A 26,505-nucleotide genomic window follows, 5' to 3' on the forward strand; every position below is an offset into this window, starting at 1 on the left:
GCACTTGGTCTTGGAGCACTTGCGATCCGGGCACTTCACGTCCCAGACCCTGTCCCTGTCCGAGCTCTCGGCCAGATGGACAAACGTGTCACCGTGCGCGGCACAGCTGTCGAAATCACCCCGGTTGATCGTCAGGAGTCGTGCCCAGCGACATCCCTCGGCCCGGCATACCCAAAGGTGCAGACTGTCATCGGGCACTCCGTTACCCGGAAGGAAGGTCTTCCCCGAGAGCACCATCTGTACGGACAGCAGAAACCGTACGGCCGCGACGAGCCTCGATCTGTGTGACCGCATCAGTCCCCCTGCGCGGGTAGCACGAGAGACCTAGAAGGTAGAACCACCGGAGCTGTCGCGTCGAGAGGATGACGCTACGGGCAGACGAGTCGGCCTGCACGTCAGGTGATGATCAAGCTAAGCAGGCCATGGCCTCGTAATCTGCTCAACCATCGCGGCGGGCCACCCGGAGACCCAGGACCGTCGAGGCCGGCCGCAGATCAGACCCCATGGCCGATGCCCTCTCCCCGCACCCGCCGGCTGCTTTCGTGGCTGCGTATGTAGCCGTGCGACCACGTTCGAAGCGGTTCGGAACAGGGTCTGTCTAAGGTCACCCCAGTCTCAAAAGAGTCTCTGACCAGCTTGTTCGCTGGCCAAAGGACCTCAGCGGCAGACGAGCCGGGCTGTACGCTCAGTACAGTCACACATCGCGTATCGGTATCCCCAGGCCGGCCGGTCCGTCATAACCGCCTACCAGGAGTCCATCCAGTCTTCCAACGCGCGGTCAGCCGACGACCGTCCAGGTGTCGCCGCCGGCCAGCAGCGCCGCGAGGTCGCCCTTGCCGTGCTGCTCGACGGCGGTGTCCAGCTGCTCGGACATCTGGACGTCGTAGACGGGCCGTGTCACCGAGCGGAAGACGCCGACGGGCGTGTTGTGCAGGGTGTCGGGGTCGGCCAGCCGAGACAGCGCGAAGGCCGTGGTGGGGGACGGGGAGTGAGCGTCGTGGACGAGGATCTCGGACTCGTTGTCGGCGGTCACGTCGACCACCGCCAGGTCACCGGTCAGCCGGTCCCGTACGACACCGCGCGCGCCGTCCGCGCCGAAGCGGATGGGCCGGCCGTGCTCCAGGCGGATCACCGCCTCGTCGGCGGACTGCTTGTCCTTGAGGGTGTCGAAGGCGCCGTCGTTGAAGATGTTGCAGTTCTGGTAGATCTCGATCAGGGCCGTGCCCGGGTGGGCGGCGGCCGCGCGCAGCACCTCGGTCAGGTGCTTGCGGTCGGAGTCGATGGTGCGGGCGACGAAGGACGCCTCCGCGCCGATCGCCAGCGACACCGGGTTGAACGGGGCGTCCAGCGAACCCATCGGTGTCGACTTGGTGATTTTCCCGATCTCGGAGGTGGGTGAGTACTGGCCTTTCGTCAACCCGTAGATGCGGTTGTTGAAGAGGAGGATCTTCAGGTTGACGTTGCGGCGCAACGCGTGGATGAGGTGGTTGCCGCCGATGGACAGGGCGTCGCCGTCACCGGTGACCACCCACACCGACAGGTCCCGTCGGCTGGTGGCGAGTCCGGTGGCGATCGCCGGCGCCCGCCCGTGGATGGAGTGCATGCCGTAGGTGTTCATGTAGTACGGGAACCGGGAGGAGCAGCCGATCCCGGAGACGAAGACGATGTTCTCCTTCGCCAGCCCCAGCTCCGGCATGAATCCCTGTACGGCCGCCAGGATCGCGTAGTCACCGCAGCCCGGGCACCAGCGCACCTCCTGCTCGGACTTGAAGTCCTTCATGGACTGTCTGGCCTCGGCCTTGGGCACGAGCTGGAGCAGTCCGTCGGTGACGTCAGTCATGGATGGCCTCCTTGAGCGCCGCGGCGAGCTGCTCGGCCTTGAACGGCATGCCGTTGACCTGGTTGTACGAATGCGCGTCCACCAGGTATCTCGCCCGGATGAGGGTGGCGAGCTGACCGAGGTTCATCTCGGGGATCACCACCTTGTCGTAGGCCTTCAACACGGGGGCGAGGTTCTTCGGGAACGGGTTCAGGTGACGCAGGTGCGCCTGCGCGATCGGCTCACCGGCCGCGCGCAGCCGTCGTACCGCGGCCGTGATCGGGCCGTACGTCGAACCCCAGCCCAGCACCAGCGTGCGCGCGCCGTCCGGGTCGTCGACCTCGATGTCGGGGACGGTGATGCCGTCGATCTTGGCCTGCCGGGTGCGGACCATGAAGTCGTGGTTGGCGGGGTCGTAGGAGATGTTGCCGGTGCCGTCCTGCTTCTCGATGCCGCCGATGCGGTGTTCGAGACCGGGCGTGCCGGGGACCGCCCAGGGGCGGGCGAGGGTCTGCGGGTCGCGCTTGTACGGCCAGAAGACCTCGGTGCCGTCGTCCAGGGTGTGGTTGGGTCCGCTCGCGAACCGCACCCGCAGATCGGGCAGCTCGGTCAGCTCCGGGATCCGCCAGGGTTCGCTGCCGTTGGCCAGGTAGCCGTCCGACAGGAGCATCACGGGCGTGCGGTACGTCAGCGCGATCCGGGCCGCCTCCAGCGCCGCGTCGAAGCAGTCGGCGGGGGTGCGCGGGGCGATCACCGGGACCGGCGCCTCGCCGTTGCGGCCGTACATCGCCTGGAGCAGGTCCGCCTGCTCGGTCTTGGTCGGCAGCCCGGTGGACGGGCCGCCGCGCTGGATGTCGACGACCAGCAGCGGCAGCTCCAGGGAGACCGCGAGCCCGACCGTCTCCGCCTTCAGCGCCACCCCGGGACCGGACGTCGTCGTCACCGCGAGCGAACCGCCGAAGGCCGCCCCCAGCGCCGCGCCGATACCGGCGATCTCGTCCTCCGCCTGGAAGGTCCGCACCCCGAAGTTCTTGTGCCTGGACAGCTCGTGCAGGATGTCGGAGGCCGGGGTGATCGGGTACGACCCGAGGAACAGCGGCAGCTGCGCCTGCCTGCTCGCCGTGACCAGGCCGTAGGCCAGGGCCAGGTTTCCGGAGATGTTCCGGTAGGTGCCGACCGGGAACGCGGTCGTCGCCGGCGCGATCTCGTAGGAGACCGCGAAGTCCTCCGTCGTCTCGCCGAAGTTCCAGCCCGCGCGGAAGGCCGCCAGGTTGGCGTTCATGACCTCGGGCTTGCGGGCGAACTTCTGCTTGAGGAACTTCTCCGTGCCCTCGGTCGGCCGGTGGTACATCCATGACAAGAGGCCGAGCGCGAACATGTTCTTGCTGCGCTCGGCCTCTTTGCGGGTGAGGTCGAATTCCTTCAGTGCCTCCACTGTCAGCGTGGTCAGCGGCACCGGATGGAGGTTGTAACCGTCCAGTGAGCCGTCATCCAGGGGCGAGGTGTCGTAGCCGACTTTCTGCATCGCCCGTTTGGTGAACTCGTCCGTGTTGACGATGATCTCCGCGCCGCGCGGCAGATCGCCAATGTTGGCTTTCAGAGCGGCCGGATTCATCGCGACCAGCACGTTCGGCGCGTCACCCGGGGTGAGGATGTCGTGGTCGGCGAAGTGCAACTGGAAGGACGACACCCCGGGCAGGGTGCCTGCCGGGGCCCGGATCTCGGCCGGGAAGTTCGGAAGAGTTGACAGATCATTACCGAAGGACGCCGTCTCCGACGTGAAGCGGTCGCCGGTGAGCTGCATACCGTCACCCGAGTCCCCCGCGAACCGGATGACGGCCCGGTCGAGCCGCAGTGTCTGATGCGTCACCGGCGAACGCCTCTCACGTGGACGAATTAAGCGAGCGGAGAGGGCAGGATTCGAACCTGCGCGGGCCATGAAGGCCCTCCCGGAGAAATCCGGGACCCGTTAGGCCACTTCGGATACCTCTCCCAGCCGACCCGGACGGAGGTCCTTTCCACCGCTGACCGGCTCACACTGGCAATACTGCCGGTCTCCCCTTGCCTCACGCTGACACACGACTGATTCCTGGGCCGCTCACCCGGGGAAACAGACAGAACACCCCCCGAGGTGAACGCGCGCCTCAGGGGGTTTCCATACCAGCCCGGCCCTCACCTGCGATTGTTCGAGGGCAGACAGGATCGGGCCCTACCGTGGTGTCCCGTGGCGGAGAGGGCAGGATTCGAACCTGCGCGGGCCATGAAGACCCTCCCGGAGAAATCCGGGACCCGTTAGGCCACTTCGGATACCTCTCCTGGTCGGCCCGGAGACTCTTGCCCCTGCTCCGTTGCCTTCCGAGATAAATACTGGCAGCCCGCCCTTACCAGGCACTGACGTTCTCCTGACAGCTTTGGAGTGCCGCGAGTGGGTCCGTCCGCCGGATTTCCGTATTCCCCTGGGATGCCTGCGAAGATAAACTTCAGAATATGATTGATCTTCAACTGATCCGTACCGATCCGGAATTGGTGCGGCAATCTCAGCGCGCACGCGGCGAGGATCCCGACATCGTGGACGCCGTGCTGGCGGCGGACGAGGCACGCAGAGCGACCGGTCGGCGGTTCGACGAACTGCGCCGTCGACAGAAGGAGTTGAGCAAGGAGGTCGCGGCGGCCCGTGACGAGGGGCGAGCTCCGGTGCTGGTACGCGCGGCCGAGCTCGCCTCGGAGGTCAAGGCCGCCGAGGCCGACCAGCGCGCGGCCGACCGGGAGACCCGTCGCCTGCTCAACCGGCTGTCCAATGTGGTGTCCCGTGACGCTCCGCCCGGCGGCGAGGAGGACTTCGTCGTCCTCGAACAGCACGGGACTCCGCGGGACTTCACGGCCGAGGGCTTCGCACCGCGCGATCACATGACGCTGGGGCGACTGCTGGGCGCGATCGACGTCGAGCGGGCCGCGAAGGTCTCCGGCTCCCGCTTCCACTACCTCACCGGAGTCGGGGCACTGCTGGAACTGGCGCTGGTCACCATGGCCGTCGAGCGCGCCTGCGCGGCGGGGTTCACCCCGATGATCACCCCCACCCTGGTACGGCCCGCGGCCATGGCGGGCACTGGCTTCCTCGGCCAGGCCGCCGACGACGTCTTCCGGCTGGAACAGGACGACTTCTATCTGGTCGGCACGTCGGAGGTCCCGCTGGCCGCGTATCACATGCAGGAGGTCCTGGACGAGGAGCAGTTACCGCTGCGCTACGCAGGCTTCTCCTCGTGCTTCCGGCGTGAGGCGGGGGCCTACGGCAGGGACACACAGGGCATCTTCCGTGTCCATCAGTTCGACAAGGTCGAGATGTTCTCGTTCGCCCTTCCCGAGCAGGCCGAGGCGGAGCACCGACGGCTCGTGGAGTGGCAGAAGGAGTTCCTCGATGCTCTCGAACTGCCCTACCGGGTCATCGACGTGGCGGCGGGCGACCTCGGCGCGTCAGCGGCGCGCAAGTTCGACATCGAGGCGTGGATCCCGAGCCAGGGACGGTACCGGGAACTCACCTCCGCCTCGAACTGCACCGAGTTTCAGGCACGTCGGCTGGGGGTCCGGGTCCGTGGCGCGTCGGTGAAGGGGCCGGCGGCCACACTGAACGGAACGCTGTGCGCCGTACCGCGCACGATCGTCGCATTGCTGGAGAACCACCAGCAGGCCGACGGGGCGGTCGTGGTGCCCCGCGCGTTGCGCCCGTATCTCACGGAGCGCTCCGTCCTAAAGCCGACGGCCGGCTCGTAGCAGTCCGACGATCCGACGGGCCGAAGGTCCGTCGGATCCGGCTGTGAGCACCCCGGCCCGCACCACAAACGGCCCCGGCCCGTCCTGGACGGGCCGGGGCCGTTTGTGGTGCGGGCCGGGTGGCGGCGGATCCGGTGGGTAGGGCCGGGGGCGGGGTCAGGCCGCATGCAGTGCCGCGGACACGGAGACCAGGACAGAGTTCTGGGTCAGCACGGCCTGCTCGCACTTCCGCAGCCGGTCGCCAGGTGCGTCACCATGGGCGACCAGGATGTTCTTCACCCGCTGGTACGCCTGGAGAGCCTCCACCTGCCGGCCCGAGCGGTAGAGGGCGATCATCAGCTGTTCGCTGAACCGCTGCAGGAACGGCGTGTACGTGGTCACAAGAGGGACCAGCTCGGGGACGATCCGTGCGTGGTTGCCGCAGCGCAGCTCCGCGCGGAAGAGCAACTCCAGGGCTTCGTAGCGCAGTTTCTCCAGGGCGCGGCCGCCCACCCGGCAGATGGAGCCGCCGACCGCGCCGCCGAAGACGGGCCCGCGCCAGTCGGCCAGGGCCGAGCGCACCGAAGCGGCGAGGAGCCCGGGCGACATGTCGTCCGCCGTCTTCTGCAGTTCCCACACGGTCGCCCGAAAGCGCCAGGCGTCGACTTCGTCGTCCGTGAAAAGCAGCTGGTAACTGGTGTGTTCACTGAGCAGGCGCGGTATGCCAGGTTCCGGCTCCAGCTCTCTGAGCTGCCGGCGCAGCCGGCTGACGTGGGCGTGCAGGGAGTTCTCGGAGTTGTCCGGCCAGGAGTCGCCCCACAGCTCGTACTTGAGGGCTTCCGAGGTCACCAGGCCGGCCGGGGACAGCAGCAGTGCGAGCAGCAAGATCTGCTGGGCCATACCGCGAACGGGATGAGTCAGGCCGCCCGCACAGACTTCCAGGGGGCCTAGAAGACAGAACTCAAGCATCGTCGTCGTCCGATCCGTGGGGGCAGGGTTCGAGAAAACGCACCTGCGCGTGCGCGTGCCCCGCACCGCAGTCGGTCGGCCTGTCGGCTTCTTCGGCATCGGCCAGTTCGGCGAGCAGCGAGATGAACCGTGCGTGCCTCGGGAGCTGTTCGTTCGCGCGTTCCGCGATGAGGTCACGCCAGCTGAGCCAGTCGTCGAACGCGTAGGCACCGGTCCGGTTCGCCAGCCGGACACGGACGGCCGTGTCGGCGCGTTCGTCGGGGATCGACTCGAGGACGCCCAGCAGGTTCAGGGCTGTGCAGTCGACAAGGTCGACCAGGTCCTTCGGGGTGCGTCGGGCGATCACCGCGCCGATGACGTCGGGGCACATCTCGGGACCGCTCTCCACCACCACCGAGGTCTCACCGCGGGCGATCTCCCGTGCCGCCGCGACCAGGATCTGGTCGTAGAGGGCGATATGACACAGGGTCCAGCACATCGCCCCGTGCGGATCACGGCTGCTGCCTCCGGCGAGAACGGAACGGGCGGCGTGCAGCAACGCCCGGTAGGCGCCGTCGAGACGGCTGCAGTTCACTGCGGATCCCCCTGCGTCACGGTTGTCGCCGTACGGGTGTGTTCTGCGTCGCACCGTCGCGAAGCGTGTCAGAGCCCATGTCGTCCTGTCCATTACCTCGCAGATAGGTGAGGGAGCCGACCCGCCCGGAGCATGGCGGAAAAGCGCCCATCGCCAGATATCAGGCTGCCGTCAGCACAGGGTCAGCCGTGCACTGCTTGAATTGCTTTTCAGTTCGCTTCAAGACCGCTTCCTGATTTACATTTCCATCAACTCGGAGGGCGCCATGGCTGTGGCACGCGGCACGCTCGACGGCACCATCACCCCTGCCGTACGAGAGATTCTCGACCTTCCGGCGTCAGAGCGCCGGGACGCGCTGGAAACCCTGGTCGTGACCGAATTCAAGGCGACCCTGCTGATGCCCGACGACGAGGAACTCCCGCTGGAAGTCAGTTATTTTGAACTCGGTTTCACGTCGTTGCGGATCACCGAGGCGAAGCAGCGGCTGGAGGGCGTGATCGGCCGGCCGATCAGTACGAACCTGCTGTTCAACCGGCCGACCGTGGAGCAGTTGCTCGATCATCTCGAAACCGATGTGTTCGCCGACCTGTTCACCACCGCGCCCGCGGCCGAACCGGACGGCGAGCGGTCCGCGGAACAGGCGCTGTGGGATGCCGCGCTCGACGACCTGTATCAGGGCTGAGCCCGAATCGGTCCTGTCCCGCCGGGTTCCACGACCTTTGCCGGTGCCGTGCGCGCCACACCGCAGAAGGGAACCATCACCATGCCACAGGAGACTTCGCCGGACCGGGAGAAGGACCCCGCCCGTCCCCCATCGGAGCAGCGTGAGCGCATGATCCGCCGCCTGCTCATGGAGAAGAGCGAACCCGTCGCCATCGTGGGCGTCGGACTGCGCTTCCCCGGCGAGAACAACACCCTCGACGGGTTCGAGGAGTTTCTGCGCGAAGGCCGCTCGGGGATCGTCCCGCTGCCGGACGACCGCTGGAACCTGACCGATTTCCGACCGGAGGACGAGACCTCGCCCGGCCGGATCCGCACCCCGTCGGCGGGATTCCTGAACGGGATAGACCAGTTTGATCCAGGTTTCTTCAACATCGCTCCAAAAGAAGCGGATTACATCGACCCCCAGCAGCGCCTGCTCCTGGAGACCGCGTGGCAGGCGCTGGAGAACGCCAACCTCGACCCGCACCGGCTGCGGCACGGCAACGGGGGTGTGTACATCGGGGCGAGTTCCATCGACTACGCCTTCGAGCTGGACTCGGTACCGTACGAAGACCTGGATCCGGCGCTCTCCAACGGCATCACCATCTACCCGCTGTCCGGCCGGCTCTCCTACTTCCTCGGCTGGCGCGGGCCGAGCCTGAGCACGGACACGGCGTGCGCCTCGTCGCTGACCGCGCTGCACCTCGCGGTGCAGGGGCTGCGCCGGCACGAGAGCGACATCGCGCTGGCCGGCGCGGTCAACTGCCTGCACCACCCGAAGATCTGGGTGATGTTCTCGCATGCCGGAGTGTTCGCCGAGGACGGGCACTGCAAGACCTTCGACGACGCAGCCGACGGCTACGCGCGCGCGGAGGGCTGTGGCGTGTTGGTGCTGAAACGGCTGTCGGACGCACGGCGGGACGGCGACACCGTCCTGGCGCTGATCCGCGGCACGGCGATCGGCCAGGACGGCGAGAGCGCGGGCTTGACCGCACCCAACGGCGTCGCGCAGGAGGCCGTCGTCCGGGCGGCCATCGCTGACGCCCGCCTCACCCCCTCCGACATCCAGTACGTCGAGGCGCACGGCACCGGCACGGCACTCGGCGACCCGATCGAGATGGGCTCTGTCAACGGAGTGTTCGCCGAGTCCCACACCAAAGACGCTCCCGTGATCGTGGGGTCGCTGAAGGCCAACATCGGCCACATGGAACCCGCGGCCGGTGTCGGCGGAGTGATCAAGACGGTGCTGCAGATGCGAGCCGGCGTGTTCTTCCCGCACCTGGTCGTCACGCCCTCGCGGCGCATCCCGTGGGACACCTACCCGGTCGAGCTCGCCCGGGGCGGCCGGCCCTGGGACGCCCCGGTCCGGCGCGCCGTGGTCAACGGCTTCGGTTTCGCGGGCGCGATCGGTTCGGTCGTACTGGAGCAGGCACCGCCCCCGCGCGCGCCCGTACACCCGGCCGAGGACCCGCAGGGGTCCTCACACTTCTTCACGGTGTCGGCCAAGACGAAGCGGGCGCTGCGGCTGCAGCTGCTGCGCTACCGGGAGTTCCTGGCCGAACACCCGGACGCGGACATCGCGGACGTCTGCTACACCGGCAACGTGGGCCGTGCCCACTTCGAGCACCGCGTGGCCGGACTGGTGCGGGACCGGGCCGCTCTCGTGGCGCTCATCGAGCGGGAACTGGCCGGCCCCGCGGACACGGCGGCCCACGTCGACCTGCGCAGGACAGCGTTCCTGTTCTCGGGTTCCGGGGCCCAGGAAGCCGGCATGGGCCGGGTGCTGTACGAGCAGTTCCCCGTCTTCCGGGAGCACGTGGACCGGTGCGACACACTGTTCCGGCCGCTGATCGACCGGTCCGTCCGGGACCTGCTGCTCGGCAGGGTGCCCGACCCCGAACGCTTCCACGACCTGCGCTACAACCAGCCCGCGATGTTCACCTTCGAGTACGCGCTCGCCCAGTTGTGGCTGTCCTGGGGCGTGCGGCCGAACGTGCTGATCGGTCACAGCACCGGTGAGGTCATCGCGGCCTGTGTGGCGGGCCTGTTCGACGTCGAGGACGGCGTGGCTCTGATGGCGGCCCGCGGCCGGCTCCTGGAGACGCTCTCGGTGCCCGGTGGCATGGCCGCGGTGGCAGCCGCCGACGACGAGGTCCGGCCGCTGGTCGAGCCGTACCGGGATCTCGTGATCGGTGCGGTGAACTCACCCGGCCAGTGTGTGCTCTCGGGGCGCGCGGACTTCCTCGACCGCGCCGTCACGGACCTGCGCGCCCGCGGGTTCCAGGTCACACGGCTGAATGTGCCGGTCGCCTCGCACTCGCCCCTGATGACCGAGATCGCCGAACCGCTGCGGGAGGTGCTGGCGAGGGTCACGTTCCGGGAGCCGTCGTTCACGCTGGTCTCCAACGTCACCGGCAAAGTGGCGCGGCCCGCCGAGCTGTCGACACCCGACTACTGGATCCGTCACCTGTGCGAGCCGCTGGACTTCGCCGGCGGGATGCGCACCATCGAGAAGCGCGGCCGGCACGTGTTCATCGAGATCGGACCGTCCAGCTCGCTCACCACCCCGGCCGCCCAGTGCGTGGCCGCCCAGGAGCACGCCTGGCTGGTCAGCGCGCACCCGCAGGACACGGACGGCTCCACGGTCCGGCAGGCCCTCGTCGAGCTGTACCTGTCCGGCCGCGCGGTGGACTGGCAGGCCGTGCACGCCGGGCGCGAGCGCGGCCGCACGGAGGTGCCGCACTACGTGTTCGACCGCAAGCGCTACTGGCTGCCCAACGGTGCCACCCGGCATCGGCAGGTCACCGGACTCGGTGGCCGGCCGGCCACCCATCCCCTGCTCGGCGCCGAAACGGCCCTCGGCGAGGCGGCCGTGCCCCAGGGGACGCGCGGGTACTCGACCCTCGTCAGCGCCCGTCACCCGGTCTACCTCGCCGAACACAGGGCGGGTGAACGGCCGTTCCTCCCGGTGGCGGGCTACCTGGAGACGCTGACGGCCCTGCAGGACGCCGTGTTCGGCGAGACCGGCGGGACCGTCGAGGACCTGGTGTTCCACGAGACGCTGTTCCTGCCCGGGGACGAGGCGGTCGAACTGCGCACCTGGTTGCTGCCCGACGGCACGGTCGAGATCGCCGGGGTCACGGCGGACGGCGCCCGCTGTCTCGTCACGGCCCGGCTGGGCCGGCGGGCACCACGGACCTGGTGGACGGGGATCGCCGGGGCCGAACCCGGGGAACGGATGACCCACGAGGCGGTGTACGACGTCTACCGCGGGCTCGGGCTGGACTACGGTCCCCGGTTCCGCCGGTTGCGGTGGGCCGGGCGGGTCGCGGCAGACATCGTGGTCGGCGAGGTCGACGGGTTGTCCGCGGATGCGGTGGAGCACCTTCCGCCGGTCCTGATGGACGCCGCGACGCATCTGCTGGCCGCGGTCGTCGACGGGTCGGCGGGCTTCGTCGCCGTGCGAGCCGGCGGGTTCCGGCTGTTCAAGAAGCCGAAGGCGGCGGTACTGCGGGCCGCCCTGCGCACCGGGCCCGCCGACCGGGAGGACGCGGAGTTCACCGCCGACCTGGTGCTGCTGGAGGGCGAGCAGCCGGTGTTCGCCCTGGAGGGGCTGGCGTTCGCCCGGCTGCCCGAGCCGATGGCGGTCGTCGACGACGAACGGCTCGACGCCGCCGGGGTGGCCGAGCTGATCGCCTCGCCCCGGCTGGGCCGGCTGCGGTCCCTCGAAGAGCTGGTGCTGCGGCAGCTCGCCGATGTGCTGAGCGTGGACGAGCTGGAGTCGCTGGGGCGGCACACCCGCTTCATCCAGCTCGGCCTCAACTCCCTGCTCGCCACTCAGCTGCGGCTCCGGCTGGAGGGGGTGCTCGGCACCGAGCTGCCCGCCGCGTCGATCCTGCAGTACCCGTCCGTGCAGTTGCTGGCGGAGTTCCTCGACCGCAGGCTCGTCCCGGAGCCGGTGGGTTAGCGACGGTCCCTCCGCATCGGCCCACGACGCCCGGACCGCCGTACGGCGGTCCGGGCGTCCGCGTACGAGAAGACATGCCCGAAAGACACAGACGAGGTGAGGTCCATGTCCTGGCAGCCCGGTACGTGGCTGCAACCGGAGTCGGCCCCGGCCGGCGCGCGGCTGCGGCTGTTGCTGTTCCACTGTGCCGGCGGCGGCGCGTCCATGTACCACGCGTGGCCCGCTCTCTTCCCCTCCGCCGTCGCCGTGCAGAGTGTGCAGCTCCCGGGCCGTCAGGACCGGCTCGGCGAGCCCCCCTTCGTCCGGCTGGACGAACTGCTGGAGACGTTGACGGAGATCGTGGCGGCGGAGGACGACGGCCGTCCCTTCGCGTTCTTCGGGCACTCCATGGGCGCGCTTCTCGCCTACCGCCTGACGGTGGAACTGGAGCGCGCCGGGCTGCCGGGCCCCGCGGTCACGGCGGTGGCGGGGTGGGCGCCGGAGGGCTTCCGGAGGCCGGTCGAGGGCGCGGCGGGCGGACAGTCGGACGAGGTGCTGGTGCGGGAGCTGGCGAAACTCGGCGCCCTGCCCGCCGATCTGCTGGACGCCGACCCGCAGTGGCTGGCGCTCGCCCTGCCCGCGATCCGCGCCGACATCGCGGTGTGCGCCGGGTACGTCGACGACGAAGCGGTCGTCACCGCCCCGCTCGTGGCCTACGGCGGCACGGCGGACCCGCTGATGGAGCCGGACGCGCTGCGCTCGTGGTCGACGCGCACCCGCGGCTTCCTGGGCGCCCGCGTGCTGCCGGGCGACCACTTCTTCCTCGCAGCGGACGCGGAGGCCGCCGTCATCGCTGCGGACCTGGCGCACCTGCTGCTCCGGAACCGGGCCTGAGCGGCGCCCGGCCCATCCGGTCCGGGAGCGCGGTCGAACGAGGGGGCCCGGTACAGGCGTACCGGGCCCCCTCGTTCGGCCGACGGTCAGGCGTGGGCGTAGAAGCCCCGTCCGGTCTTCCTCCCCAGCAGCCCGCCGGCCACCATCCGCGAGAGCAGGGCCGGCGGGGCGTACTGAGGCTCGTCGTACTCCTCGTGCAGTGCCTCGGCAATCTGGGCGACTACGTCGAGCCCGATGAGATCGGCGAGCCTGAGCGGCCCCACGGGATGCGAGCAGCCCAGGGTCATCCCGTCGTCGACGGCGGCCGCGGGTGCCACGCCCTGCTCCACCATCCGGATGGCCGCCAGCAGATACGGGATGAGAAGGGAGTTCACCACGAACCCGGTGCGGTCCGGACAGCGCAGGGCGCGTTTGCCGAGGACGTCGGTGACGAAGGTCCCGGCCCGCGCCAGCGCGTCCTCGTCCGAGAAGGGCGACCCGACCAGCTCGACCAGCGGCATCGCCGGAACCGGGCTGAAGAAGTGCAGGCCGACCACCCGGCCGGGGCGGGTCGTGGCCAGGGCCAGCCGGACGATGGGCAGTGAGGAGGTGTTGGAGGCCAGGATCGCGTCCTCCGCCAGCACCGTCTTGTCCAGGGCCGCGAACACCTCGGTCTTGTCGGCCTCGTGCTCGCGCACCGCCTCCACCACCAGGTCGCGGTCGGCCAGTGCGTCGAGACCGACGGCGAACTCGGTCCGCGCCAGCAGCGCGTCCCGGTCCTTCTCCGTGAGCCTGCCCTTGGCCATCGCACGGTCGACCGAGCGCAGCAGGCGACGCCGGCCGGCCTGCAGGGAGTCCTCGGAACGTACGGCGACCCGGACGTCGAGTCCGGCCCTGGCCGCCACCTCCGCGATGCCGGAGCCCATCGCGCCGGCGCCCACGACACCGACCCGCGGCGGCGCCGGTGCCGCGGGACCGGTCGTGTCCAGTGCGTCGCCCGTCACAGCCGTCCGCCCTTCTCCAGGTTTCATCGGTGCCACTCCGTTCCCACTCCCCACCGCAGCAGTGCCGCGCCGAGCGCCATGCCACCGCCGAAGCCGGCCAGCAGGACCAGGTCGCCCGAGCGCAGGGCACCCGAGCGGCAGGCACTGTCCAGGGCGACCGGTACGGAGGCGCTGCCGACGTTGCCGTAGCGCTCCAGGGTGCGGTGGGTGCGGCTGTGCGGGATCCCCAGCAGGTCGGTCAGCCGGCGCAGCATCACACCGTTGGCCTGGTGCGGCACGAAGTGATGGACCTCGTCGAGCCGGACGCCGGACCGCACGGCGAGTGCGGTGAGTGCCGGCGGGACCTCCCGCATCGCGAAGTCCCGTACGGCGCGGCCGTCCATACGGAAGTAGTGGCCGCCGGCGTCCACGGTCTCGTGCGAGGCGGGCGCACGGCTGCCGCCGGCCTCCACCCGGATCAGCCTGTGCTGGTCGCCGTGGCCGGCCAGGGTGAAGTCGATCAGCCCGTACGGCGCCGCGACCGGCCCGAGGACGGCGGCGCCGGCGCCGTCGCCGAACAGCACGGCGGTGCGGCGGTCCTCGAAGTCGAGGATGCGGGAGTAGACGTCGGCGCCGATCACGAGGGCCCGGGTGCCGGGGCGCAGGCTCATCAGCCCGTGGGCGAGCACCAGCGCGTAGACGAAGCCGCTGCACACGACGTTGACGTCGAGGCACGCGGCCCGGCGGACGCCGAGCAGGTCCTGGACCAGGCTGCTGGTGGGCGGCTGGGGCGAGTCGCCGGTGGAGGTGGCGACTATCAGGTGGTCGATGTCGTCGGCGGTGAGGCCGGCCCGGGCCAGGGCCGCGGCGCCGGCCTTCGCCGCGAGGTCCGAGGTGGCCTCGTCGGGCGCGGCGAAGCGACGCGACCGGATCTCCGTCCTGCTCTCGATCCACTCCTCGTCGGCCCCCGTCAGTGCGGCGATCTCCGCGTTGCCCACTTCCTCCTTGGGCAGGTACGAGCCGGTCCCGAGGATGCCGGTGCGGGGCCGCTCGCCGCGGGAGGTCACGCCGGCTCCGCGGCGAGCGGGGCGACGGCACCGAGGCGGTCGCGCAGTGCGGGGTCGCTGACGCCGAGCCCGGGTTCGGGGGCGAGGGCGAGGACGCCGACCTTGCCCACATGGCCGTTGGTCTGCACGAGCCGGGCCGCCTCGCCGACCTCGACGAGGGGGTAGGTGCGGGACAGGGCGGGACGGATCCGGCCGAGCCGTACGAGCCGGTTGAGTTCGGCGAGTTCCTGGAGGTTGGCGGCGTGACTGCCGAGGATGCGCTTGAGGTTCATCCACAGGTAGCGGTTGTCGAACTCGTGGTGGTAGCCCGTGCTGGACCCGCAGGTGACGACGGTGCCGCCGCGCCGTACCACGAACACGGACAGGCCGAAGGTGGCGCGGCCCACGTAGTCGAAGACGACGTGCGGGTCCTCCCCCACCGCTGCCCGGATGGCACGGCCCAGCCTCTTGCCCAGTTCGACGGTGCGGGCCGGATCGGCCGTCGCGGCGCCGTCGAGCCCCAGTTCGGAGCGGTCCAGCACCACGTCGCAGCCGAGGCGTTCGAGCAGCCGGGCCTTCTCCGGCGACCCGACGACACCGACGGGGATGCCGCCGCCGTTCTTCACCAGTTGGACGGCGTAGGCGCCGAGGCCGCCGGTCGCGCCCCAGATCAGCACGATGTCGCCCTGTTTGATCCGGGCCCCGCGCTCGCTGACCAGCATCCGGTAGGCGGTGCCCGCGCACAGCGGGACGGATGCCGCCTCCTCCCAGGTCAGGTGGGGCGGTTTGGGCAGCAGCTGGCTGGCACGGGCCACCGTGTAGTGGGCCAGCGCCCCGAAGTTGGTCTCGAAGCCCCAAACGCGCTGCTCGGTGCCGAGCATGGCGTCGGCGTGGGTGGCCGCTTCCTGGTCGTCGACGTGGACCGGGCTGACGACAACGCGGTCGCCGGCCTGCCAGCGCCGCACGCCCGCCCCGGTCCTGACGATCACGCCGGCGGCGTCCGAGCCGATGACGTGCTGCGGCAGGTCGTGGCGGGCCGCGAAACCGCCCTGGCGGCCGTACCGGTGCAGGAACTCGAAGGTCGGCACCGGCTCGAACATCGCGGACCAGACGGTGTTGTAGTTGACCGAGGAGGCCATGACGGCGACCAGCACCTCGTCGGGCGCGAGTTCGGGCATGGGCACCCGGCCCAGGTGCAGGGACTTGCGTACGTCCTTGTCCGCGGTGCCCGCGAACATTCCCACGTCCTCGGCACGCAGATGGGCGGCCAGGTAGGCGTCGGGCAGCGGCTCGCGGGCGAGCTGGTCGCCGTCCGCGCCGGCCAGTACGGCTTCGCTCAGTGGATCCACGGGGAGTCTCCTGCTTCGGTGTCAGATCCGCGGCGGAGTGGCGCGAAAGCGGTCGAAGACCTTGCGGTAGGCGGCGACCTCGTCGGGGGTGAAGAGCCCGGGGACCAGCTCGTCCGCGTACGGGAGTTCGCCGTAGGGAACGGAGGAGAGCTTGTCATGGAACTGGTAGTCGGCGGTGATGCGGCCGGCCTCGTCCAGGACCAGCACATCGCTGCCGATCATGTCGGTCTCACCGGACTCCCCGAAGAGCATCACCCAGCCGAACCGGATCAGGTTGTGGTGTCCGGTGGCGTTGTTCTGGGACCGGAAGGTGTAGCCGCGCGGCACATAGATGTGGTGGGCGAGGGTCACCTGCTTGTATATGGCGTCGTGGCCGACGAAAGGATCGAGGTTGAACATCGAATAGACGGCCTGCGGCGCGAAAAGCTCCTCGACCGTTTTCCGGCGTACCGCGTCATCGGGCTCCAGCCACATGTCGATCCAGCGGTCGACCAGCGTGTTGCGTCCCGTCATCGATTTCCTGCCTCTCCGCGGAAACGGCTGTCTCGCTTCACTATGGCAAGGCGTAATTACCCCTTCCTGACGGCTTCCTGACTACCTCTCCCTTTCTCCCTGCGCGCACCGCGGGAGGCTTTTCCAGGGCAGGGGAAAGGGGCCACGACATGAATGTCGTGGCCCCTTGGTACTCCCGGGTTCCGGCCGTCGTGGTCCGGTGTCCGCCGTCGGGGGATGTCCGGCCGCACGGCCGCGGCCGGCGGAACCCGGGAGGGTCAGTCGACGAACTGGTAGTCGGTGACGATCAGGCCCTGCTCGTTGAAGGTCATGAAGTCGAATCCGCGGGAGTCGGCGGAGCCGTCCGCGACGCGGTACATCTCCCAGTTGAACCGGACCGAGTCGTGATGGCCGTTCGCGTTGGGGACGACGCGGAAGGCGAACACCCCCGGCTTCACCCACTTCTCGTAGGCCGTCGTGACACGCTCCTGGAGTTCGTCATGGCCGTGCACCTCCTGGGCGGGGGTGTAGTGCGCGGCGTCCGGGGCGAACAGTTCGGTGATGGCCTTGCGGCGCAGCTCGGTGTCGGGCTCGTTCCACATCGCGATGTAGCGGGCCGCGAAGTCGTTCAGGTCGATCATGGTTCTCTCTTCCTTACTTCCGTCGGTACTCGGGTACGGCCGGCGCCGGTGTCGTCACTTGGGCGCGGCGGCGGGGTTCTTGGGGAGTGCCTGCACGATCAGGGCGAGGAGCACGGTGATCGCCACGATGTAGTAGAGGCAGGCACGGAACGCGTCGGAGAAGTCCGCCGGCACTGGGGCGTCGCCGAGCACGTTGTAGAAGACGAGACCGATGAGGGCCACCCCGACACCGTTGCCGACCTGCAGTCCGGTGGTCAGCACTCCGGAGGCGGAGCCGGCGTGGTGGGCCGGGACCCGGGCGAGCACGGTCGAGGCGAGCGGCGCGATGGCCAGCCCCATGCCGGCGCCGTCGAGGAACAGACCGGGGATGAGCCAGCCGATGTTGCCGTGGACCCCGATGGAGCCGACGGCCCAGATCTGCAGGCCCATGCCGACGAGCCGGATGACACAGCCCACGGCGATGGTCTGCGGGCCGAAGCGGGCGGCGACCTTGCGGGCCGACATGGAGGTGATGATGTAGCCGATTCCCAGGGCGCCGAAGACGAGGCCCGAGTCGAGGGGTTCCAGGAGCCGGCCCTTCTGCAGGTACAGCGCGAGCACCAGGAAGTACGAGGCCATGCTGGCGAAGAAGGTCAGCTGGGCGAACAGGCCGGCGGTGAAGGCACGTTCCTTGAAGAGGGAGAGGTCGACGGAGGGCGAGCCGCCGTTCGCGCGCAGCCGGTTCTGCTGCACGGCGAACACGGTGAACAGCGGGATCGAGCCCACCAGCAGGACCCAGGCCCAGGCGGGCCAGCCCTGCTGCCGACCCTCGATCAACGGCAGGCAGACCGCTGTCAGCGCCACCGTCACCAGGACCATGCCGACCAGGTCCAGCTTCGGACGGCCCGGTGCCTTGGATTCGGGCACGTACTTGAGGGCCATCGCCGCGGCTGCCAGACCGATCGGCAGGTTGATGAGGAAGCAGGCGCGCCAGCCCATGCCGAAGAGGTCGAACTTGATGAGCAGACCGCCGATGAGCTGGCCGAAGACCGCGGCGAAACCGGAGATCGCGCCGTACCAGTTGATGGCGCGGGCGCGGGCGGGTCCCTCGTACACGGTGGAGAAGATCGCGAGGACCTGGGGTGCCATCAGGGCCGCTCCGGCGCCCTGCACGACGCGGAAGGCCAGCAGCGCGCCGGTGTTGGGCGCAAGGCCGCAGGCAGCGGAGGCCAGGGTGAAGGCGATCAGGGCGATCACGAACAGCCGGCGACGGCCGAACAGGTCGCCGAGCCGGCCACCGGTGATCATGCCGACGCCGTACACCAGCGCGTAGCTCGCGACGATCAGCTGGATCTGCGCCTCGGTGGCGTGCAGGTCCGCCTGGATCGCGGGGATCGCCACGTTGACGATGAAGAAGTCCAGGCCGCTCAGGAAGACACCGACCAGGACGATGGGCAGGGTGAGCGGATGCGGCCCTGTCGAGGCCGCCTTGGCTTGCGCTGATCCGCCCGGGGACGTGGCAGGAGTGGCGGAAGTGGTCATGGAGGGAACTCCTGATCAGGGCAGGCCGAAGCTGGCGGCCTGCCGACCTGGGTGTGCGGTGAGCCCAACTGTCCCGTCCAGAGGTAGGAAGCTCAATTACTTCCGAGGTAGGAACGACCTACTTACCCCACCTGACCAGGGAGAACGGGTTACGAGAAGTTTCCGGCGCCGGTGGAGACGTATGCACGGACCGCGTCCGCGGTGATCCCGTCGGCCGGGAAGAACGACTCGATGATCAGCTCGGCCACGGTGATGTCACGTGGCGTGCCGAAGGTGGCGAGGGTGCCGAAGAAGGACAGCACCTGATCGCCGCGGCGCAGTTGGAACGGGATGCAGATGTCGCCCGCGACGGGCATGTCGACCTCGGGCTCCTCCTGGTCGCAGGGGTACTCCAGGAGTTCCTCGTAGAGCGGCCGCAGCCGGGGGTCGGAGGCGGCGCGCCGGCGCAGCCGGCCGAGCAGCTTGGCCCGCCACACGCCGAGGTTGGCGACGCCAGGGGCCATGCCCTTGGGGTGCAGGACCAGCCGCAGCACGTTGATCGGGGGTTCGAGTAGTTCGGGGGCGCAGCCCTCGGTGAACAGTGCGAAGCCCCGGTTGGCCTCGACGAGGTTCCACTCGCCGTCGACGACCAGCGCGGGGTTGGGATCGTGGCCGCGCAGCACCTGTCTGACGGCGTCCAGCACCGGGCCCATGGCCGGATCGGCGAGGGTCTTCTGCTCGTAGGCGGGGGCGTAGCCGGCCGCCAGCAGGAGGGGGTTGCGGTCGCGCATGGGGACGTCGAGCTGCTCGGCGAGGCGCAGGACCATGGCCCGGCTGGGCTTGGCCCGCCCGGTCTCCAGGAAGCTGATGTGCCGGGCCGACACGCCCGCCTGGTTGGCGAGGTCCACCTGGCTCAGGCGACGGCGCTCGCGCCACTCCCGCAGCAGCGAGCCCACCTGTGACGGCGCACCCCGCTCGGACACAGCCATGCGTGTACTCCACTCCCCGTCCCGCTCGCCGCCATGGCGACGCCTCGGCATTGTCACGGTAGACGCTCAGCCGTCGCACGACCACCGTGCGATCGGTTTCCTGCCACCGGGTGCCGTACCCGATCGCCCGGTACGGCACCCCGTCAGGGAGGTGTTGGGGGCCCGTCAGGCCCGGTCGGCGGCGAGATCCGGCCGGATGGGGTCCCGCAGTTCGCGGCGCAGCACCTTGCCGGTGGGATTGCGGGGCAGGCTGTCGGTGAACTCGTACCGTGTCGGGATCTTGAAGTCGGCGATCCGGCCGCGCAGGGCCACCATGAGCTCACGTCCGGTCGTCCGCCGCCCCGGGTGCAGCACCACCACGGCCTTGGCCAGTTCACCCCAGCGTTCGTCGGTCACACCGATCACGGCGACGTCGGCGACGTCGGGGCTCGCGTCCCTGATGGCGTTCTCCACCTCGACCGGGTAGATGTTCTGCCCAGCGACGATGATCATGTCGTTGATCCGGTCGCAGACGTACAGGTACCCGTCCTCGTCGAGGTAGCCGGCATCCGGCATGGCCAGCCAGCCGTCGCGCAGCGCCAGCCGGGTGGCCTCGGGGTTGCCCCAGTACTCCACGAAGTGCGCGGGACTGCGGACCCAGATCTGGCCGATTTCCCCCCTCGGCAGAGGCCTGCCCTCACTGTCCTGGATGCGCACCTCGTTGCCCGGGCAGGCCCGTCCGGCGGAGCCGGCCTTCGGCCCGCCCGGACGGTGCTCGGAAGGGGTGAGGCAGGTGACCACGGAGCCGGTCTCCGCCGAGGCGTACATCTGGGCCAGTTCGCAGCCGAACTCGTCGACGCAACGACGCATCAGGTCGGCCGGCATCGGCGCGCCGCCGTAGGTGACCTTGCGCAGCGAGGCGAACGCCGCACGGTTCGCGCCCGGTTCGTCCAGCATCATCTGCAGCATCGCGGGCGCGCAGAAGGTGGTGGTGACCTTGTGCTCCCGGATGAGCCGGACCGCTTCCTCAGGGACGAACATCGGCATGACGACGTTGGTGGAGCCGGCCGCCAGACCGAACATGAACCAGGCCATACCGCCGGAGTGCAGCCCGGGGAAGGAGATCAGGTGGATGTCCTCGGGCAGCCAGTCGATCCAGTCCAGGCCGGACGCCGCCATGTTCTCCTGGAAGGTGAAGTAGGTGCGGTGGGCGAGTACCACGCCCTTGGGCAGGCCCGTCGTACCGCTGGTGTACATCTGCAGGACGGCGTCGTCCGTGCGGGCGCCGAGACCGATGTCGGTGTCGGGGCGGCCGTCCTTCCACACGTGCAGTCCGGCACCGCGGTCGTCGCCGTCGTCCGTCACCACGATGTGTTCCAGGCCCGGCAGTTCGGGCAGCAGCCGCTCGGCGACGGGCAGGAACCGCCGCTCCACGAAGAGCAGTCGGGCTCCGGAGTCGCGCATGACGTGGTCGACCTCGTGCGCGGTGAGCCGCCAGTTGATGGGGACCATCACGAGCCCGGCCTTGATCACACCCAGCACGATGTCGTAGTAGTGCTCCGACTCGCGTCCGAGATAGGCAACCCGCGAGCCCGGGGTGAGCCCCGCGGCGCGCAGGGCGTGCGCGGTGCGGTTGCTCTCCCGGTGCAGGCGTTCGTACGTCGTCTCACGGCCCTCGCAGACGACCGCGGTGTGCCGGGGCCGCTCCAGGGCGTGCCGGCGCAGCCGGGCCGTGATGGTCGCTGGGTCCTGACCGGTGGTCATCCTGTCCTTCCCTGCCTGGGGTGGGCGGCGGCCACCGGGGCCGGGTGCCGCCAGGGTGGTGGGTGCGGTACGGGTCTCGGGGGCGGCGAGCCGGAGCCGAACGGCCTCGTTGAGCAGGGCCACGAAGTCCCGCATGCCCCAGGTCATGGCGTCGGCGCGGGCCAGCCCCTCGAGGTCCGCGGTCATGGCCGGCCCCCGGCCGGCACGGCCTCGCCGACCTCGCGGCCGCGGGGTGCGGTCTCGCCCCGGGTGGCCACGCCGGCCAGGCGCGCATAGCGTTCGGGGTGGGCGGCGCGGATCCACAGCGCGTACGCGGGGCCGAGCACGGCGCCGGCGAGAATCAGCCAGGGCAGCGAACCGACGACCGGGTTGTCCGTGCCGGTCATGGTGTCGAAGTTGGTCACGACCAGGGTGGTGGCGACGACGAGGCCGACGAAGCCGAGTCCGGGCGCGACCATGGTGCGCCACCAGTGACGGTCGCGCCTGCGCCGGAAGTAGCCGATGACGGACAGGCAGGCCACCGCCTGGAGGAAGACGATCCCCAGTGTGCCGAGGCCGAGCATGCTGGTGGTCAGCCCGAGGTACGGGTCGAGGCCCGCGACCGCGAACGCCGCGGCGGTCACGAGGCTGAACACGGTCTGGACGAGGCTCGCCCGGTACGGCGAGGCGAGTCGGGGGTGCACTGCGCCGAGAAAGCCGGGCAGCACCCGCTCCCGGCCGAGCACGAACATGTAGCGGTTGGCGGCGTTGTGCAGGGCCAGCCAGCCCGCGAACAGGCTCAGGCACAGCAGGATCTGCATGACGGTGGTGAGCCCGGCCGTCAGGTAGTCGTCGCTCAGGTTGAAGAAGAGATCGCCGAGTTGGTGGGTGGCCACCCGCTGGACGTCGGCCGCGCCGACCGCGCCGACCGCGATCCAGCTGATGAAGCCGTAGAAGAGCGCGATGAGGGAGACGGCGATGTAGGTGGCCCGGGAGACACTGCGCTCCGGGTCGTGCGCCTCCTCGCCGTAGAGGGCCGCGGACTCGATCCCGATGAAGGAGATGAACGCGAACATCATCGACACGCCGGTGCCGGCTCCGGCGAGGGTGTGCGGCGCGAACGAGGTGGCCGGCAGCGCCGAGCCGCCGTCCCGGACCAGCACGGCCACGGCGAGCAGCAACAGGATGCCCACCTCGCAGCACATGGCCACGGCGAGCACCCGGGCGCTCAGGTCGATCTGCCGGTAGCCGAGCACGGCGACCACCACGAGTCCGGCTCCCGCCCACACCTCCCAGGGCAGGTCGAGCCCGTGCGAGGCCGCGACGAGCTGGGCGAAGTAGGCGAAGGCGCCGAGCAGCCCCACGGAGGCGGTGTTGTAGGCCACCACCGCGATGAGGCCGCCGCCGACCGCGGGTGGCCGGCCGAGACCGCTGGAGATGTAGGTGTAGAAGCCTCCCGCGTTGACGACGCGGCGGCTGATCGCGGCGTAGCCGACGCAGAAGCACATCAGGGTCAGGCCGGCGAACACGAACATCGCGGGTACGCCCGGTCCGTTGCCGAGGGCGAAGGCGAGCGGCACGGTGCAGACCATGGCGGCGAGCGGGGCGGCGGCGGCGATGATCAGGAAGACGATCTTCGGTGTGGTGAGGCTGAGGGAGAGCCGGCCGCTCTCGGACGGCGGGGCGGACGGGGACGAGGTGCTACGCATGGGTCGCTCCCTGACTGCGGTTCTCCAGCAGGGCGACGACGGCTTCGAGGCTCGGCGCGTCGGCGAGTTCGTCGTCGGTGACCTTGGCGCCGAGCGTCTCCAGCTGCATGGCCAGCTCGACGAGGTCGAGCGAGTCCAGGCCGAGGTCGGTGAGACTGGCGCCGTCGTGGAAGTCCTCCTCCATGACGTTGAAGGACGTGATCAGCATCTTCTTGACGTCTTCGTACACGTGGTCCTCCCCAGGGCCGTGTTGTCGGGTTCGGATCTCAGCCGGTCAGTGCTGGCACGTCGGGCCACAGGACCGTGGTGGCGCCCCAGGTGAGGCCGCCGCCGAAGGCGGCCAGCAGGGTCCGGTCGCCGGGTCGCAGCCGCCCCTCGACGACGGATTCGGCCAGCAGCAGCGGAACGGAGGCGGCAGCCGTGTTGCCGACCCGCCCGATGTTGCTGAGGCGCTGCTCCCCCGGCGGGATGCCGAGCCGGACGCAGACCGCGTCCACGATCCGGGCGTTGGCCTGGTGGGCGGCGAACCGGTCGACCTGGTCGGGGCTCCAGCCCCGCCGTTCCAGGGCCGCCTGCGCGACGGCGGTGGTGCGCAGCACGGCGTTGCGGTAGGTGTCGGAGCCGTTCATCCGGAAGTAGTGGTCCTGCCGGGGGGCGACGGAGCCCGTGGAGCGCTGCCGGGAGCCGCCGGCCGGGATCTGGATGAGGTCGCTCTGGCTGCCGTCGCTGCCGAGCAGCACCGGGCCGACGGCTCCGGGCTCCATGGGGCGGCCGGCCCTGAGCACCATCGCTCCGGCGCCGTCGCCGAAGATCACCGAAGTCGTACGGTCGTCGGGGTCCAGGATCGTCGAGTACGTCTCGGCCCCGATCAACAGGACGCTCTCGGCGGTGCCGGTGGCGATGAGCCCGGCCGCGGTGGCGAGACCGTACAGGAAGCTGGTGCACACGGCGGACACGTCGAACGCGGCGGCTCCGGTGAGCCCGAGCCGGGAGGCGACCTCGGGTGCCGTCCCGGGGCAGAGGCGGTCCGGGGTCGTGGTGCCGAGGACGACCGCGTCCACCGGGCCTCCGCCCGCCGCCTTGAGGGCCAGTTCGCCGGCCGCGACGGCGAGGTCGCCCGTGGACACACCGGGCGCGGCGCGACGGCGGGCCGCGATGCCGGTGCGCTCCCGGATCCAACTGTCCGAGGTGTCGAGGTGGGCGGTGAGTTCATCATTGGTGACCACACGCGGCGGCAGCCAGGCGCCGAGTCCGCTGATCACGCAGGTCGGGGTGTACCGGTCACCGGTCATGGCGGCCCGCTCAGGCGATCCGCATGACGGCGGGGTCGAGGCCCATGTACGCGAAGCGGCTGTCGGCCATCTCGTCCGTCCACCGCTCGGCGAGGTCGTAGCGCTCCCCGGGTGTGGTGTCGAGGAGCCGGCGACCGGGGAACACCTCGTAGTCCGCGATGAGTTCGGCGTGCTCCCGCATGCCCTCCTGGAAGAGTTCCTCCCGCTCCAGGACGTACTTGCGGTCCGGGATCCGCTCCCAGAGCGTACGGCCGCGTTCCAGGATGTCCATCAGCCGCGGGCGGTAGTCGGGGTGCCGGAGCAGGTGGTCGCGGACGATGGTGCTGCCGACCGAGAGGTGGCGGATCTCGTCGATGGAGGCGCCGCGGGCGATGGCGCCGGCGGCTGGGTCCAGGACGTTCCACTTGCGTTCGCTGAGCTCGGCGGCGGGGGCCAGCACACCCTCGATGACGATGGTGAACACGGCGACCCCGCCGGCGAAGTCCTGCTCGTCCCGCACGGCGCGCAGCGCGAAGTCCAGGATCGGATCGACGACCTCACGGGTGTAGTCGGCGGAGACCTTCGCCACGGTGGCCTCCAACTCGGCAGCCGGGACGCCGAGTTCGAGGAGGTGGTTGCGGAAGACCATGGCGTGCCTGGCCTCGTCCAGGAGTTGGGTGGCGAAGAACTCCAGGCCCGCGGTGTCGGGAGCGCCCGCCACGTAGTGGGCGAGCACCTTCGTCGCCTCGGTCTCGGCCACCGACCGGCAACCCAGCTCCATGATGAGCGCGTCACGCAGCGGCCCGTCCTCACGCATGTGGGCGGGGGTGGGCTCCTCGTCGGTGTGCCCGGTGGCGGCCCGGCCGACGAGGGTGCCCTGGGCGACCCCGCCGAGCCAGTACGCCAGATCGCACTGCTGGGGCGTGAGGTTGAGGTTCATCGCGCCGTCGAGCAGTCCCGGCGCCGTGTCCCAGCCGGTCTCGGCGGGAACATTGCTGGTCATGTCGGTTCCTCTCGTCGTACGTCGGGGTCGGACGGGACAGGGGGGCGGGGCGCCGGACGGCGGTCAGTCCAGCGCGACGGCGAGGGCACCGGTCACGCCGCGCCGTCCGCGCCGCCGCGGGACCTCGTGGAACTCCGCGCCGTGCAGGCCGCCCTCGAAGCTGATCAGCGGGGTGCCGCTGCCGTGCCAGCCCGTCTGCACCGTGCCGAGGAGCAGTTCGTGGTCGCCGACCGCGAACCGGCCCGAGACCCGGCAGATCAGGTGGGCGAGCGCGTGGCCCAGCAGCGGCAGTCCGGTCTCCGGGTCCGGCGCCCAGCCCAGTGGCTCGAACTGGGCGGCGCCCACGGGGCGTTCGGGGTTGGCGAACCAGTCGGCGAGCAGGGCCTGGCGGCCGGACAGCACGTTCACGGCGAACCGGCCCGAGTCGTGGGCCAGTTCGAGCAGGGCGGAGTCCGGGCGCAGGCCGGCCGCGACGACCGGCGGGTTGCGGGAGACCAGTCCGGCGGCACTGACCGTGGATCCGTGCATCCGGCCGTCGGCGTGGGCCGTCAGGACGGTGACGCCGGTGGTCAGCCGGAGGGCGGAGACCAGCCCTCCGTCGGCCGACCCCGCGTGGGCCGGCCCTGCGTCGGCCGACCCCGCGTCGGAGCCCGCCGTCCGGCGGCCGCTCATGTGCGGGCCGCGGTGACGCCCGCCCCGGCCGTCTCGTGCGGGCCGCGGCGGCAGTGCAGTTCGGCCGCAAGCCGGGTGTAGGCCGGGTTGGGCTCGGGCTCGAAGCCAAGCGCGAAGGGCTTGAGGAAGTTCCCGAACACGCCCCGGTCGGCGAACAGGTGGATCGGCAGGACCAGCAGGGCCCACTCGGGCTTGTACACCAGCATCCAGATCCCGGCGACCACGGTCTGCGTGATCAGGCTGTGCATGGTGTTGTAGGCGACGTAGTAGCCCTTGGCGACCCGGTGGCCGGGGCTGCGCCGGTAGGCGACGGCCCCCGGGATGTAGCCGATCAGGTCGATGTAGGCGAAGAGGATGACAGCCGGTATCCAGCGCACCTCCCCGATGTGGGCGCCGAACAGCCCGATGGTCACCGCGAGCCCGACGAGGTACTCGGCGCGGTGCAGTCGGTAGGTGACGGGGGTCTCGAACGGGTTGGCCATGTCCATGGCTCGGCTC

The 26,505-nt window shown here is 70.1% G+C and carries 22 protein-coding genes and 2 tRNA genes; 4 read left to right on the forward strand and 20 right to left on the reverse strand.

Annotation, left to right across the window (positions count from 1 at the left end):
• Positions 1–778 precede the first annotated feature (778 nt).
• The 4 genes from ACZ4O3_RS20225 to ACZ4O3_RS20240 all read right to left on the reverse strand — a co-directional run bounded on the left by ACZ4O3_RS20225 (position 779) and on the right by ACZ4O3_RS20240 (position 4,135).
• Entirely contained in the window at positions 779–1,840 is a 1,062-nt protein-coding gene (locus ACZ4O3_RS20225; RefSeq protein WP_467723352.1) for a 2-oxoacid:ferredoxin oxidoreductase subunit beta, read from the reverse strand.
• Positions 1,833–3,758 carry a 2-oxoacid:acceptor oxidoreductase subunit alpha gene (locus tag ACZ4O3_RS20230; protein ID WP_467723354.1) on the reverse strand — a complete coding sequence of 642 codons (1,926 nt, stop codon included), beginning with the start codon at positions 3,756–3,758 and terminating at the stop codon, positions 1,833–1,835. The genes ACZ4O3_RS20225 and ACZ4O3_RS20230 overlap by 8 nt, the downstream gene beginning before the upstream one ends.
• Positions 3,725–3,812 (reverse strand) — tRNA-OTHER (locus tag ACZ4O3_RS20235). The genes ACZ4O3_RS20230 and ACZ4O3_RS20235 overlap by 34 nt, the downstream gene beginning before the upstream one ends.
• Before the next feature lie 232 nt (positions 3,813–4,044).
• Positions 4,045–4,135, reverse strand: a tRNA-OTHER gene (locus tag ACZ4O3_RS20240).
• A 171-nt stretch (positions 4,136–4,306) separates the two neighbouring features.
• On the opposite strand from ACZ4O3_RS20240, the gene serS reads away from it, so the two are divergent.
• The gene (serS, locus tag ACZ4O3_RS20245) at positions 4,307–5,587 is read left to right on the forward strand and encodes a serine--tRNA ligase (RefSeq protein WP_467723356.1); all 1,281 of its coding nucleotides are present in this window, start codon (positions 4,307–4,309) and stop codon (positions 5,585–5,587) included.
• A gap of 156 nt (positions 5,588–5,743) precedes the next feature.
• On the opposite strand, the gene ACZ4O3_RS20250 is transcribed toward serS, so the two are convergent.
• Both ACZ4O3_RS20250 and ACZ4O3_RS20255 read right to left on the reverse strand, forming a co-directional pair.
• A complete protein-coding gene (locus ACZ4O3_RS20250) occupies positions 5,744–6,466 on the reverse strand; it encodes an AfsR/SARP family transcriptional regulator (RefSeq protein ID WP_467723358.1) in 723 nt (240 codons plus the stop codon).
• A gap of 61 nt (positions 6,467–6,527) precedes the next feature.
• Positions 6,528–7,109 carry a hypothetical protein gene (locus ACZ4O3_RS20255; protein ID WP_467723360.1) on the reverse strand — a complete coding sequence of 194 codons (582 nt, stop codon included), beginning with the start codon at positions 7,107–7,109 and terminating at the stop codon, positions 6,528–6,530.
• A 202-nt stretch (positions 7,110–7,311) separates the two neighbouring features.
• On the opposite strand from ACZ4O3_RS20255, the gene ACZ4O3_RS20260 reads away from it, so the two are divergent.
• From ACZ4O3_RS20260 to ACZ4O3_RS20270, 3 genes are all read left to right on the forward strand, one after another.
• Positions 7,312–7,791, forward strand: a complete 480-nt coding sequence (locus tag ACZ4O3_RS20260; protein WP_467723362.1) for an acyl carrier protein — start codon at positions 7,312–7,314, stop codon at positions 7,789–7,791.
• A gap of 81 nt (positions 7,792–7,872) precedes the next feature.
• Positions 7,873–11,778 carry a type I polyketide synthase gene (locus ACZ4O3_RS20265; RefSeq protein WP_467723364.1) on the forward strand — a complete coding sequence of 1,302 codons (3,906 nt, stop codon included), beginning with the start codon at positions 7,873–7,875 and terminating at the stop codon, positions 11,776–11,778.
• A gap of 105 nt (positions 11,779–11,883) precedes the next feature.
• Complete coding sequence (locus ACZ4O3_RS20270) at positions 11,884–12,651, forward strand: thioesterase II family protein (RefSeq protein ID WP_467723366.1); 768 nt, start codon at positions 11,884–11,886, stop codon at positions 12,649–12,651.
• Between the two features lie 86 nt (positions 12,652–12,737).
• Here the strand turns inward: ACZ4O3_RS20270 and ACZ4O3_RS20275 are convergent, their stop codons facing one another.
• From ACZ4O3_RS20275 to ACZ4O3_RS20340, 14 genes are all read right to left on the reverse strand, one after another.
• A complete protein-coding gene (locus ACZ4O3_RS20275) occupies positions 12,738–13,634 on the reverse strand; it encodes a 3-hydroxybutyryl-CoA dehydrogenase (RefSeq protein WP_467723367.1) in 897 nt (298 codons plus the stop codon).
• A gap of 23 nt (positions 13,635–13,657) precedes the next feature.
• On the reverse strand, positions 13,658–14,680 hold the full coding sequence (locus tag ACZ4O3_RS20280) for a 3-oxoacyl-ACP synthase III family protein (protein WP_467723369.1): 1,023 nt from the start codon (positions 14,678–14,680) through the stop codon (positions 13,658–13,660).
• Positions 14,677–16,008 carry a crotonyl-CoA carboxylase/reductase gene (gene ccrA, locus ACZ4O3_RS20285; RefSeq protein WP_467723371.1) on the reverse strand — a complete coding sequence of 444 codons (1,332 nt, stop codon included), beginning with the start codon at positions 16,006–16,008 and terminating at the stop codon, positions 14,677–14,679. The genes ACZ4O3_RS20280 and ccrA overlap by 4 nt, the downstream gene beginning before the upstream one ends.
• Before the next feature lie 21 nt (positions 16,009–16,029).
• On the reverse strand, positions 16,030–16,521 hold the full coding sequence (locus ACZ4O3_RS20290) for a nuclear transport factor 2 family protein (protein WP_467723373.1): 492 nt from the start codon (positions 16,519–16,521) through the stop codon (positions 16,030–16,032).
• Positions 16,522–16,778: 257 nt separating this feature from the next.
• Complete coding sequence (locus ACZ4O3_RS20295) at positions 16,779–17,141, reverse strand: nuclear transport factor 2 family protein (protein ID WP_467723375.1); 363 nt, start codon at positions 17,139–17,141, stop codon at positions 16,779–16,781.
• Positions 17,142–17,195: 54 nt separating this feature from the next.
• Positions 17,196–18,662: an MFS transporter gene (locus ACZ4O3_RS20300; protein WP_467723376.1), complete on the reverse strand. Its 1,467-nt coding sequence runs from the start codon at positions 18,660–18,662 to the stop codon at positions 17,196–17,198.
• A gap of 149 nt (positions 18,663–18,811) precedes the next feature.
• Positions 18,812–19,630 (reverse strand): helix-turn-helix domain-containing protein, encoded by an 819-nt coding sequence (locus ACZ4O3_RS20305; protein ID WP_467723378.1) that lies wholly within the window; start codon positions 19,628–19,630, stop codon positions 18,812–18,814.
• Positions 19,631–19,795: 165 nt separating this feature from the next.
• A complete protein-coding gene (locus tag ACZ4O3_RS20310; RefSeq protein WP_467723380.1) occupies positions 19,796–21,559 on the reverse strand; it encodes a long-chain-fatty-acid--CoA ligase in 1,764 nt (587 codons plus the stop codon).
• Entirely contained in the window at positions 21,556–23,061 is a 1,506-nt protein-coding gene (locus tag ACZ4O3_RS20315; protein ID WP_467723381.1) for an APC family permease, read from the reverse strand. Before ACZ4O3_RS20315 ends, ACZ4O3_RS20310 begins: the two co-directional genes overlap by 4 nt.
• Positions 23,054–23,290 carry an acyl carrier protein gene (locus ACZ4O3_RS20320; RefSeq protein ID WP_293988061.1) on the reverse strand — a complete coding sequence of 79 codons (237 nt, stop codon included), beginning with the start codon at positions 23,288–23,290 and terminating at the stop codon, positions 23,054–23,056. The genes ACZ4O3_RS20315 and ACZ4O3_RS20320 overlap by 8 nt, the downstream gene beginning before the upstream one ends.
• A gap of 37 nt (positions 23,291–23,327) precedes the next feature.
• Positions 23,328–24,353, reverse strand: a complete 1,026-nt coding sequence (locus ACZ4O3_RS20325) for a beta-ketoacyl-ACP synthase III (RefSeq protein ID WP_467723384.1) — start codon at positions 24,351–24,353, stop codon at positions 23,328–23,330.
• A gap of 10 nt (positions 24,354–24,363) precedes the next feature.
• The gene (locus tag ACZ4O3_RS20330) at positions 24,364–25,335 is read right to left on the reverse strand and encodes a VlmB-like protein (RefSeq protein WP_467723386.1); all 972 of its coding nucleotides are present in this window, start codon (positions 25,333–25,335) and stop codon (positions 24,364–24,366) included.
• A 63-nt stretch (positions 25,336–25,398) separates the two neighbouring features.
• Positions 25,399–26,007, reverse strand: coding sequence for a flavin reductase family protein (locus ACZ4O3_RS20335; RefSeq protein ID WP_467723388.1), 609 nt, complete (start codon positions 26,005–26,007; stop codon positions 25,399–25,401).
• Positions 26,004–26,495 (reverse strand): hypothetical protein, encoded by a 492-nt coding sequence (locus tag ACZ4O3_RS20340; protein ID WP_467723390.1) that lies wholly within the window; start codon positions 26,493–26,495, stop codon positions 26,004–26,006. Before ACZ4O3_RS20340 ends, ACZ4O3_RS20335 begins: the two co-directional genes overlap by 4 nt.
• Between the last annotated feature and the right edge of the window lie 10 nt (positions 26,496–26,505).

The organism is Streptomyces sp. NPDC026515 (genome assembly GCF_055567595.1).

What these genes read in the sequence shown, in the direction of transcription:
- ACZ4O3_RS20310 (WP_467723380.1), bottom strand. Translation starts at nt 21,559, where the DNA reads ATGACCGCGGACCTCGAGGGGCTGGCCCGCGCCGACGCCATGACCTGG.
- ACZ4O3_RS20230 (WP_467723354.1), bottom strand. Translation starts at nt 3,758, where the DNA reads ATGGCCCGCGCAGGTTCGAATCCTGCCCTCTCCGCTCGCTTAATTCGT.
- ACZ4O3_RS20315 (WP_467723381.1), bottom strand. Translation starts at nt 23,061, where the DNA reads ATGCGTAGCACCTCGTCCCCGTCCGCCCCGCCGTCCGAGAGCGGCCGG.
- ACZ4O3_RS20330 (WP_467723386.1), bottom strand. Translation starts at nt 25,335, where the DNA reads ATGACCAGCAATGTTCCCGCCGAGACCGGCTGGGACACGGCGCCGGGA.
- ACZ4O3_RS20340 (WP_467723390.1), bottom strand. Translation starts at nt 26,495, where the DNA reads ATGGACATGGCCAACCCGTTCGAGACCCCCGTCACCTACCGACTGCAC.
- ACZ4O3_RS20270 (WP_467723366.1), top strand. Translation starts at nt 11,884, where the DNA reads ATGTCCTGGCAGCCCGGTACGTGGCTGCAACCGGAGTCGGCCCCGGCC.
- ACZ4O3_RS20265 (WP_467723364.1), top strand. Translation starts at nt 7,873, where the DNA reads ATGCCACAGGAGACTTCGCCGGACCGGGAGAAGGACCCCGCCCGTCCC.
- ACZ4O3_RS20325 (WP_467723384.1), bottom strand. Translation starts at nt 24,353, where the DNA reads ATGACCGGTGACCGGTACACCCCGACCTGCGTGATCAGCGGACTCGGC.
- ACZ4O3_RS20335 (WP_467723388.1), bottom strand. Translation starts at nt 26,007, where the DNA reads ATGAGCGGCCGCCGGACGGCGGGCTCCGACGCGGGGTCGGCCGACGCA.
- ACZ4O3_RS20250 (WP_467723358.1), bottom strand. Translation starts at nt 6,466, where the DNA reads ATGGCCCAGCAGATCTTGCTGCTCGCACTGCTGCTGTCCCCGGCCGGC.
- ACZ4O3_RS20300 (WP_467723376.1), bottom strand. Translation starts at nt 18,662, where the DNA reads ATGACCACTTCCGCCACTCCTGCCACGTCCCCGGGCGGATCAGCGCAA.
- ACZ4O3_RS20305 (WP_467723378.1), bottom strand. Translation starts at nt 19,630, where the DNA reads ATGGCTGTGTCCGAGCGGGGTGCGCCGTCACAGGTGGGCTCGCTGCTG.
- ACZ4O3_RS20295 (WP_467723375.1), bottom strand. Translation starts at nt 17,141, where the DNA reads ATGATCGACCTGAACGACTTCGCGGCCCGCTACATCGCGATGTGGAAC.
- serS (WP_467723356.1), top strand. Translation starts at nt 4,307, where the DNA reads ATGATTGATCTTCAACTGATCCGTACCGATCCGGAATTGGTGCGGCAA.
- ACZ4O3_RS20225 (WP_467723352.1), bottom strand. Translation starts at nt 1,840, where the DNA reads ATGACTGACGTCACCGACGGACTGCTCCAGCTCGTGCCCAAGGCCGAG.
- ACZ4O3_RS20290 (WP_467723373.1), bottom strand. Translation starts at nt 16,521, where the DNA reads ATGACGGGACGCAACACGCTGGTCGACCGCTGGATCGACATGTGGCTG.